The organism is Desulfobacteraceae bacterium, from assembly GCA_022340425.1.
GTDB lineage: Bacteria > Desulfobacterota > Desulfobacteria > Desulfobacterales > JAABRJ01 > JAABRJ01.
Genome location: JAJDNY010000084.1, coordinates 1 through 9140 on the forward strand (window position 1 = coordinate 1; position 9140 = coordinate 9140).

The 9140-nt window shown below is 60.4% G+C and carries 10 protein-coding genes and 1 pseudogene; all 11 read right to left on the bottom strand.

The window, feature by feature from the left end:
* Positions 1–278, bottom strand: a 278-nt coding sequence (locus tag LJE63_07695; protein MCG6906492.1) for a YMGG-like glycine zipper-containing protein, incomplete at its 3' end; no start/stop codon positions are given.
* A gap of 37 nt (positions 279–315) precedes the next feature.
* A complete protein-coding gene (locus LJE63_07700; GenBank protein MCG6906493.1) occupies positions 316–699 on the bottom strand; it encodes a hypothetical protein in 384 nt (127 codons plus the stop codon).
* 240 nt (positions 700–939) lie between these two features.
* Positions 940–1077, bottom strand: coding sequence for a hypothetical protein (locus LJE63_07705; protein ID MCG6906494.1), 138 nt, complete (start codon positions 1075–1077; stop codon positions 940–942).
* Positions 1078–1313: 236 nt separating this feature from the next.
* A pseudogene (locus tag LJE63_07710) lies at positions 1314–1520 on the bottom strand (IS3 family transposase).
* 36 nt (positions 1521–1556) lie between these two features.
* The gene (locus LJE63_07715; GenBank protein MCG6906495.1) at positions 1557–3269 is read right to left on the bottom strand and encodes a cation:proton antiporter; all 1713 of its coding nucleotides are present in this window, start codon (positions 3267–3269) and stop codon (positions 1557–1559) included.
* Positions 3270–4085: 816 nt separating this feature from the next.
* Positions 4086–5150, bottom strand: a complete 1065-nt coding sequence (clcA, locus tag LJE63_07720) for a H(+)/Cl(-) exchange transporter ClcA (GenBank protein MCG6906496.1) — start codon at positions 5148–5150, stop codon at positions 4086–4088.
* Positions 5102–5548 (bottom strand): hypothetical protein, encoded by a 447-nt coding sequence (locus LJE63_07725; GenBank protein MCG6906497.1) that lies wholly within the window; start codon positions 5546–5548, stop codon positions 5102–5104. Before LJE63_07725 ends, clcA begins: the two co-directional genes overlap by 49 nt.
* A gap of 47 nt (positions 5549–5595) precedes the next feature.
* Positions 5596–6237 carry a histidine phosphatase family protein gene (locus LJE63_07730; GenBank protein ID MCG6906498.1) on the bottom strand — a complete coding sequence of 214 codons (642 nt, stop codon included), beginning with the start codon at positions 6235–6237 and terminating at the stop codon, positions 5596–5598.
* Positions 6238–6276: 39 nt separating this feature from the next.
* Positions 6277–6717 (bottom strand): acyl-CoA thioesterase, encoded by a 441-nt coding sequence (locus LJE63_07735; GenBank protein MCG6906499.1) that lies wholly within the window; start codon positions 6715–6717, stop codon positions 6277–6279.
* 36 nt (positions 6718–6753) lie between these two features.
* The gene (locus LJE63_07740; GenBank protein MCG6906500.1) at positions 6754–7971 is read right to left on the bottom strand and encodes an acetate kinase; all 1218 of its coding nucleotides are present in this window, start codon (positions 7969–7971) and stop codon (positions 6754–6756) included.
* Positions 7972–7985: 14 nt separating this feature from the next.
* Positions 7986–9140 (bottom strand): phosphate acetyltransferase (gene pta, locus LJE63_07745; GenBank protein MCG6906501.1); only part of this gene is annotated, 1155 nt, incomplete at its 5' end.

Below are 9140 nucleotides of genomic sequence, written 5' to 3' on the forward strand. Positions count from 1 at the left end.
TACTGCTGGGATTGCTTCTTTCCGGCTTCGAAGCCTTGCTGGTAGGCGTTTTTCGTGGCTTCCTGGTGTTTACCGAGGAGAAATCCGCCGGCCGAGCCGGCGGCCGCACCGATGGCCGCCCCCCACAGGGTATGGCCCGAAATGGCGCCGACCACGGCCCCCGCGGCGGTGCCCATGGCACCGCCACTCAGGGTGCGCTGTTCGGTATCCGACATGCCGGCACACCCCCAGAGGGCCAGGCTGAGGACCAGTATTGCGACGATAGACGATCGTTTCATGAGGCGCTCCTTTCACAATCTCGGATTATATCCGGACTTAGGGTTTGCAGGGGAACTTCTCCATCAAAAAGCGGAATTCGGTTTCGACCGCCGGCTCGTTCCAGTACTGCGGGTGATCCTTGGCCCACGCGATAAACATACCGATGACCTCGTTGCGGGTTGGCTTCTTATCCGGCAAGCATACCAGCTCCAGCCCCTGTGTCCCGGCCGAAATCGACTGGTAATAGTGGTAGGCGCCCACCAGGTAGCCGTGGCAGAAATTGACGGCTTGCGCAAACAGGGGCTCTTCGGGAGATGTCGTGCACAGATCGATTAAATCTGCGGTGGTTTTCACTTCGAAATCCGTTTCATCGGTCGCCCCGCAAATGCCCGGGACGAGAACAAAGACCGCCAGCAGAGAAAAAATGACGAAATTTTTCATGATATGCCTCTCCTTTTCCAGGGTGTGGTATTGAAAAAATTTTTTCTTCCGCTTCCGGGTTTTTCCTGCCCGAGCCAAAATCTCAGAAAAGAAGCAAACACAAGTACCAGGTGCACCGTCCGCGTCGCAGCCAATGCGACATGAGGGAACCAGGATCGCCCGATTGCAGAGGGTCGATATCTTCCGAGGTGGGGGCTGTCCCACCCTCAAGGGCCGGCTTTTCTCCTTGATTTACGATTGCTATTGCTGTTTTGCAAGGGGTATCTTTTTCGCCTTTTCGAAGCGGGCAATCGCTTCGAGCTTGGTCTCAAACAGCAGGTGGCGAAAAATTTTACGGCCGGGCAGGACTTTTTTGAGTTCACCGGTGTAGTTCTGCATGATTTTCTAGCGCTCGCTCCGGGCCTCGTAGTACTTATCTATGAGCTCCAGGGCCTTTTCGTCGGTCAGGGACTGCTAATTGGTCGCATAGGACACGATCAGCTGTCCGAAAAGCTGGCTGTTCTGAAACAGTTTTTCCTGATATTGTTAATAAACTATTCATAAGCCCTTGGCTTCAGCTTCCGTGAATTCCATGTTTTCCATGACGACCAGCTTTTTCTCGTCGAATCGGAAATTTGCAGATGCTCTGACTTGAGGTTGCCAAAGAACCTTTCGATTGGGGCATTTTCCCAACACTCTCACTTGCGACGCATACTCGGGATCATCCCGCAGTCTTGCAAGCGTTTCTGATATTTCTCACAGGCATATTGACTGCCTCGGTCGCTATGGTGCAGCAAACCCTTCTCCGGCTTGCGGCGCCAGTAGGCCATGGTCAAAGCATCAAGATCCGGTTGCTCAACAATGCATTCGTCCATCGCCTAACCAACCTGTTCTACATTGTCGGCTCTCACCAGCGCGTAATTATCCTTCTGAAAGGCTTTGACCAGGTCGTTGACATCCGCCTCGGGTACGCCAAGATCTTTCAGCAGCATCGCCCCGCGGACCAGCGTGCTCTCGATGTAGCTCGTACATGCTTTTTTAATGCCCTTGGAAACCAGCCTATCCTGTTCCCTGAGGGTCCGCACGCGGACGTAGGCGTTAAGCGACGGGTACAAGCGATGCAGCGTGATCGCGAGGCCCTCGGCGCGCTCCGACTCCCAAATGGCCACAAATGCCGCCGATGCTTTTCCGAGTCCGGCGGCCTCCTGTGTGACGGCGCTGTAAATGTTGCCGAAGTGGACATTGTAGCCCGATTGCTTGCCCTGTCTTACGAGATTGATATCCTGATCAAAAGCAACATAGGGTATTTTCGCTTGGCCTAGCATCCGACAGATGAGCTGCCCCACCTCGTCGTGGCCGATGACGACAACATGCCGCTCGAGATCGGCGGCGGGCGTCGCTCCCGTCGCCCCCGGCCGCCCCCGCAGGCGACCGGCCAGCCCATCACCGATTTTCACCATCAGCGGCGTTGCAATCATGCTGACGGCAACCACCAGCAGCGCCAAGGTATGGCCTGTAGCACTCAGCAGACCGGCCAGCGCGGCGGCACCAAAAAGGACAAAAGCGAACTCACCCACCTGGGACAGATAACAACCGGTGCGAACGGCGGCTGACCGGCTGATGCCGAAGGCGAGGACAAGGGCGGTCAACACCACGGCCTTAATCAGTAGCACCACGGGAACGTGGGCCAGGAGCTTCGACAGGTCATGCCACAGGGCGCCGACATCGATGGACATGCCCACGGCGATAAAAAACAGGCCCATCAGAGTTCCCTTGAAAGGGGCCACCGTCGCTTCGATCTGATAGCGGTAATCCGAGGCCGAGAGCAGCATCCCCATGACAAAAGCGCCCAGGGTCATGGAGATTCCGACCCGGTCCACCGCCCAGGCGGCGGCAATGACCGCCAGAAAGAGAAGGATCCCGAAGGCGTCCATTCGGCGCTCCTTGGCGGTATAGCCCAAGGCGGCAGGCAACAGGTAACGTCCGACGACGAAGATACCTGCCAGAGCACTCACGACCAACAGGGCTTTTTCCCAGATGGGTATGGCAACAGCTTGGGTTGTCTTATGGCCCAAAATGGGCACCAGGGCCATAACCGGCACGACCCAGAGGTCCTGGGCCATGAGGATGGCAAACGTCGTCTCTCCGTGTTCGCTGGCCAGCGCCCCGCGCTCCTTGAGGGTTGTCATGATGATGGCGGTGGAGGACATGGCGAAACCAAGGCCCAAAATGATCGCCGTTGGCCATTGCACCTTGACGAAAAACACCAAGTAGAAGGCCAAAACCGCCGCGGTCGCCAGCATCTGGGCCGAGCCTAGACCGAAAAGCAAGCGACGCATGGCCCAAACCTTGCGGGGAAGCATCTCCAGACCGACGGTGAACATGAAAAGCACCACGCCGAGCTCGGCCACGTTCTGTAGGTCGTTCACGTTCGGACTGGCGACGGGTCCCGGTGTGTGCGGCCCGATAATGATCCCGGCAATGATAAAGCTCAGCACGGAACCTAAACCGAGGCGCTCAACCAGGATGACACAGAGCGCCGTAGCCCCGAGCATGAATACCAGACTGATCAGAATCGATGATAGTTCCATCTTCACGGCCTCATGGGTTCCCGCGCACCGAGGTCACCGAAAACCTCATCAGGCGACAGAATCCACCGGTTTTTCCCTATCGGTTACGATCGATTGACCCGGGCAAAGGCGATCGCTCTCATGCGGAGGCGTCAGGTTCTGGCGGTCAACTCATGACCGTATTCCGCGCAATGAAGGGAGACTTGGTGTCAAACATTGGCGGGCTGGTGGTTTCCTTTCCCCCCGCCTTGATGAACCTGGAACCGATAGGTTCGATTCAATCGCCCCAACTGGGCTCCCACTCCCCAGCGTGGTTGCGGCATTCCTGGTTGAAGGGATCGTTCCTTTCCATTTCCCAGTCGGCATTGGCCCCCGAAATCGGGCGGCAGGGGTGAAAATGATCGCCGTAGTCGTCGTGATCGTGATGATAGTGGGAATCATAATAAAGCCCCGGATGGCCATGGGCGCCTCTGTGGTAGTGCGTGTGATGGTGGGCACCGTGGTGGTGGCCCCCTAAGCCGCCGTGGCCATGGCTGCCACCGTGTCCGCCGCCGTGGCCATGGGCATGGACAAGGGCGGTACCAAAACCCAGAACCGCCAGGAAAACCAAACCGGCAAGCAGGGCGATCCGTAATCTTCTATCCAATGTAGACAAGATTTTCTCCTCATCATTAGGCTATGCTCGTAGTTGAAAAACGTTGCCATCAAGAAATTTTACGGTTGAAGGGACTGATTAAATCTCGCAAGCTACGATCCTAGACGGGATCCGGGCTGTCCGTGCCGGCTTCACCCCTGCAGGATCGGTCAGGCCAAAGGCATGGCATTTGCCAGCTAAGGTTATCCCCGGTTGGTCTTTTCGAGCCGTTCATCGTCTTGAGGCCCGGATGGGACCGTGTTGTCGAGCGTCCGGGCCAGGAGAAGATCGTAGATCGGTTTGCTTCCCAGCGACTGAGCGGTGATGCTGGCCGTAAGGCAGGTCAGTACCATCGCCGAAAGCAGCCCGAAGCTGCCGGTGAGTTCTGCCACCAGCACGATGCCCGTAAGCGGCGCCCGCACCGTGGCGGCAAAAAGGCCGCCCATGGCGGCGATACCAAAGGCGCCCGGGTGCATCGTAATGTGGGAGAAAAGCGCCTGCACGCCGAGGGCAAAACCCATACCGATCAGGGTGCCCAACGCCAGCATGGGCGCAAAAATGCCTCCGGGGGTGCCCGTAGCGTAGCTGGCAAAGGTCAGCACAGCGCGCACCGCGAGCAGAAGCAGCAGCATCGGAATCGCGGGCGAATGGGGGAAAATGGCCTCGATCAAAGCCTCGCCACCGCCCACGAATTCCGGCGCCACCGCCAGCAGGGTGCCGACTCCGGCACCGAAGACCGCAACCAGAATCAGCTTCGTCGGCCGGCGCCAGCGGTCCACGAGGCGCAGTATGCCCAGCAGGGCTGTATTGAAGGCCGCGCCGCAGATGCCCACCATTGCGCCCAGAAGCAGATACAGGGGCACAAAGATCAGCAATTCCTCCGCGGGCGGCAGCGCCGGCAGATCCAGCACCAGTTGAATCGGGAGTGCGGGCCGCATCCCGAAGACCTGGTCATTGACCACCTTGGCGGTGATGCAGGCGGCGATCACCGCGTGCAGAGAGATAAAATTGTAGTCGAACCGGCGACGCATCTCTTCGGTCACAAAGATGACCCCGGCCACTGGGGCACTGAACGCGGCACTGAGCCCGGCACCGGCGCCGGCGGCCAGCAGTGTGTTCATCCCGTGGGCGTCGGCGCCCGTCTTCTCGCCGATCATTCGGCCGACGCAGCCGCCCATGTGAACCGTCGGTCCCTCCCGGCCGAGAAGCAGACCTGCCCCTATGGCCAAAACACCGCCGACGAACTTGCAATGGCCACACGCGCCCAGCGAACGGCGCGCAGACCCTGCATGGCCCCCTCGATTTCCTGGATGCCGCTGCCCGCGGCTTCCGGGGCGAACCGGCGCACGATAGCAACGGCCCCGGTCACCATGGCCGCGCCCAGCAACGCTGAGACCAGCGCCGCTCGCGGGCCGAGGCCCTGCAACATGGACCCCACCGCGGCGTGCAGCGCAAAAGCCTTCTCCAGGCTGAAGTGAAAAGCCGCCGCCAGAAGGCCGGTAAACGCGCCGACCGCCACCTCCAGCAGGTAGAGCACTGCCGCTGCGCTCAACGCGGGGCCGCGTCCCAAAATTATAGCCTGCCTGTTGTCTTCGCGCATCGTGTCATACCGTTCTTGAATCCGAATCGGGCAGATCGCAACGATCCAGGATGCAAATGGCGGCATCCGCCCCTTCTCCGAAACAGAGCCCGGCAATGCTGCAATCCCCGGTGCTAGGTTTCCGGATATCGGCGCAGCCCTTCGACGCCCCAGACTCCGGAAACAAACTGGGGCGCCGCTATGGTTTCCCGATGGGCCAGGGTAATGATGTCGGCGTTGTGAGGGTTGGCGATCTTGTCGAACTGTTCCACGGTCAAATGCAGAAAGCGCATCACGAAGACGCGCAAAGCCAACCCATGGGTGACAAGCAGCGCTTGCTTGGATCGACGGCTTTTGATGGTCCGCACAAAGGTGTCGAGAAATCCTGAAACCCTGTCATAGCAATCGGCCGCACTTTCGCCTCCCCTGTAACGGTAGTAAAAGTGGCCGTACTTCTCCACGAGGTCGTGCTGGCCGGCAACGTCGAAATAGCCGTGATCGACCTCGCGGAGGCGGGGGTCCTCCCAAACGCTGACCTGATCCGGGCTGAGGTCGGCGCCCTCCAGGATGGCCGCCATGGTCTGCCGCGCCCGCCGGAACGGGGAAGTGTAGATCAAAGAGGCCTTCAAATAGGATCCGCCCAGGGTGCGTCCTGCCTCCCTGGCCTGCGCGACGCCGCGGGGCGTCAGCGGCACAAGGTGGTCGGCCGCCGCCGACGCCATGGGATCGTCGACGTTGGCCTGGGATTCGCCGTGACGGACCAGCTTGATAATCATCCCGAAATCCTAGTTCCCCGGTCGATCATCCATGCGCCGCTAAAAGGTGTCGCCCGATCTGGTAAAAAACGGCGGATTGTCGGGAATCCGCCGCGGCCGATGGTGTTCGTCGATGGCGACGTAGCGGAAAAGACCTTCCGTGACCAGGTGACGTTCGGCCACATAATCCTCCGACAGGGCCTTGGCCCAAACCTCGAGCTGCAAGTCCATCGACGAGTTGCCGACGCGCAGCAGCTCGGCATAGATCCCAATGGCATCCCCCACATGCACCGGCCGCTTGAACACCATTTTGTCGATGGTGACGGTGACCGTGCGGCTGCCGGCGATTTGTTTGGCCATCAGGCCCCCGGCCAGATCCATCTGGGCCAGGATCCAGCCGCCGAAGATATCGCCGTTGGAGTTGGTATCCTTGGGCATGGCCACCGTCCGCAGCACCATTAGGCCTTGCGGCTGCCGTCCGTTATGCGTTTGGTCTGTCATCTGAAGCGATCCTCCTGCTGTGGAAGTCGAAACCTCTCACCCGGCCGACTTTCCGACGGCTTTCTTGGTCTCCTGGGCGATTCGCAGCTCCTCGTTGGTCGGAATCACGAGAACCTTCACGCGGCTGTCGGCCGTGCTGATTTCCTGCACGCCTTCCGAACGTCGGGTGTTGCGCCGGCTGTCGATTCTGATGCCCAAGCCTTCCAGCCCCTGACAGGCGCGCTCCCGCACCAGCGGGGCGTTTTCGCCGATGCCCGCGGTAAACACCAGGGCGTCGACGCGGCCCAGACAGGCCGTGTAGGCCCCGATATAGTGCTTGATGCGGTAGGCGAAAACCGCCAGGGCCGTCTCCGCCTTGCGGTCACCCGCTTCGATTTTGTCGATCACCTCCCGCATGTCGTTGACGCCGCACAATCCCTGGAGCCCGCTCTTGTGGTTCAAGAGCGCGTCCAGGGCTTCAGCCGACATCTTCTCGTGTTGGGCCAGGAAGACGAGGACCGAGGGGTCCACATCCCCGCTGCGGGTGCCCATCACCAGCCCTGCCAGGGGCGTGAGGCCCATGGTGGTGTCGATGCTGCGGCCGCCCGCGACGGCCGCCATGCTGGCCCCGTTTCCCAGATGCAGTGTGATCAGGTTGAGCTCGGCCAACGGCCGCTCGAGGAAGGCGGCGGCCTCTTCCGCCACGAAGGCATGCGAAGTGCCATGGAACCCGTAACGCCGAATTTTGTATCGGTCGCAGAGCGCGAACGGCAGGGCGTAGAGGTACGCTTCGGGGGGGAGGGTTTGGTGAAAAGCCGTGTCAAAAACGACGACCTGGGGGGCGCCGGGAAAAAGCTTGCGGGCCACCTGAATGCCCATCAGGTTGGCCGGGTTGTGCAGCGGCGCCAGGGGGATGCAGGCCTCGATGTCGGCGATGACGTCGTCATCGACCAGGGTCGGGGCGTGAAAGCGGTCCCCTCCGTGCACCACCCGGTGGCCGATGGCCGTAATGTCCGACCGGTCGCTGACAACCCCTTTCTGGGGGTCCAGCAGGAGGTCAACGACCTGCTGCAGCCCTTGGTGGTGATCGGCGATGTGGCCCTCGAGGACGACCTTTTTTTCCTCCCCGTCGGTCGCGGTGCAGCGGTGGTTGAGGACGCTTCCGGGCTCACCGATTTTTTCCGCCAGCCCCGAGGCCATCACCCGGCCGTGGTCCACGTCGAAGAGCTTGTATTTGATGGACGAGCTGCCGCAGTTGAGAACGAGAATTTTCATGAGGCCCCCTTGATCTATACGGTCTGCGCCATGATGGCGGTGACGGCCACCGTGTTGACGATGTCGGTGATCATGCAGCCGCGGCTCAAATCGTTGACCGGCTTTTTGAGCCCCTGCAGAATCGGCCCGATGGCCACCGCCCCCGACGAGCGCTGTACGGCCTTGTAGAGGTTGTTACCGGTGTCCAGGTCGGGAAAGATGAAAACGGTGGCCCGGCCGGCGACTTCACTGCCGGGCATCTTGGTTTTGGCCACCCCGGCGTCCACCGCCGCGTCGTATTGGATGGGGCCTTCGATCTTCAGGTCGGGCCGGGTCTTGCGAACGATCTCCGTGGCCTGCCGAACCTTGTCCACGTCCTTGCCTTTGCCGGAAATTCCGCTCGAATAGGAGCACATCGCCACGAGGGGTTCGATCCCGAAATGGCGCGCCGTCTCGGCCGAGCTCACGGCGATGTCCGCCAGTTGCGCCGCATCGGGGTCGGGATTGACGGCGCAGTCGCCGTAGACCAGCACCCGGTCGGCCAGGCACATCAGAAAGACGCTGGAAACGATGGCACAGTCCGGTTTGGTCTTGATGATCTGGAGGCTGGGGCGAATGGTGTTGGCGGTGGAGTGAACCGCCCCGGACACCATCCCGTCGACGTACCCCTTGTGCACCATCATGGTGCCGAAGCAGCTGGGGTCGAGCACCGCGTCACGGGCCATCTCGATCGTGACGCCTTTGGCCTTGCGCAGGTCGAAAAACGTCTGGATGAAATCGTCAAGCCATTCTGAATGGATGGGGTCGACCACCCGGGCGCCGGTGATATTCACCCCCAGGGCAGCTGTTTTGCGCGTAATCTCGGCTTCGTCACCCAGGAGGGTGAGGTCGCAGACCTTGCGCCGCAACAGGATGTCCGACGCCCGTAAAATGCGATCTTCCGCACCTTCGGCCAGAACGATGTGCTTCGGCTGGGTCTTGGCCTTTTCGATCAGCCGGTATTGAAACATGATCGGCGTCACCTTGTCGGATTGGAACGCGGCGACCTGTTCCGTAAACGCCTTCCCGTCGATGTGGCTTTCAAAAAGGCCCAGCGCCCGGGCGATTTTGCGTTCGTTGTCGGGCGCGATGGTCGCAGACACTTGGTGGATCTTGACGGCGGCGGCGAAGGTGTCGTCGGCCACGCGCAT

What these genes read in the sequence shown, in the direction of transcription:
- LJE63_07700 (MCG6906493.1), bottom strand. Translation starts at nt 699, where the DNA reads ATGAAAAATTTCGTCATTTTTTCTCTGCTGGCGGTCTTTGTTCTCGTC.
- LJE63_07705 (MCG6906494.1), bottom strand. Translation starts at nt 1,077, where the DNA reads ATGCAGAACTACACCGGTGAACTCAAAAAAGTCCTGCCCGGCCGTAAA.
- LJE63_07715 (MCG6906495.1), bottom strand. Translation starts at nt 3,269, where the DNA reads ATGGAACTATCATCGATTCTGATCAGTCTGGTATTCATGCTCGGGGCT.
- LJE63_07725 (MCG6906497.1), bottom strand. Translation starts at nt 5,548, where the DNA reads ATGCCGCCATTTGCATCCTGGATCGTTGCGATCTGCCCGATTCGGATT.
- LJE63_07730 (MCG6906498.1), bottom strand. Translation starts at nt 6,237, where the DNA reads ATGATTATCAAGCTGGTCCGTCACGGCGAATCCCAGGCCAACGTCGAC.
- LJE63_07735 (MCG6906499.1), bottom strand. Translation starts at nt 6,717, where the DNA reads ATGACAGACCAAACGCATAACGGACGGCAGCCGCAAGGCCTAATGGTG.
- LJE63_07740 (MCG6906500.1), bottom strand. Translation starts at nt 7,971, where the DNA reads ATGAAAATTCTCGTTCTCAACTGCGGCAGCTCGTCCATCAAATACAAG.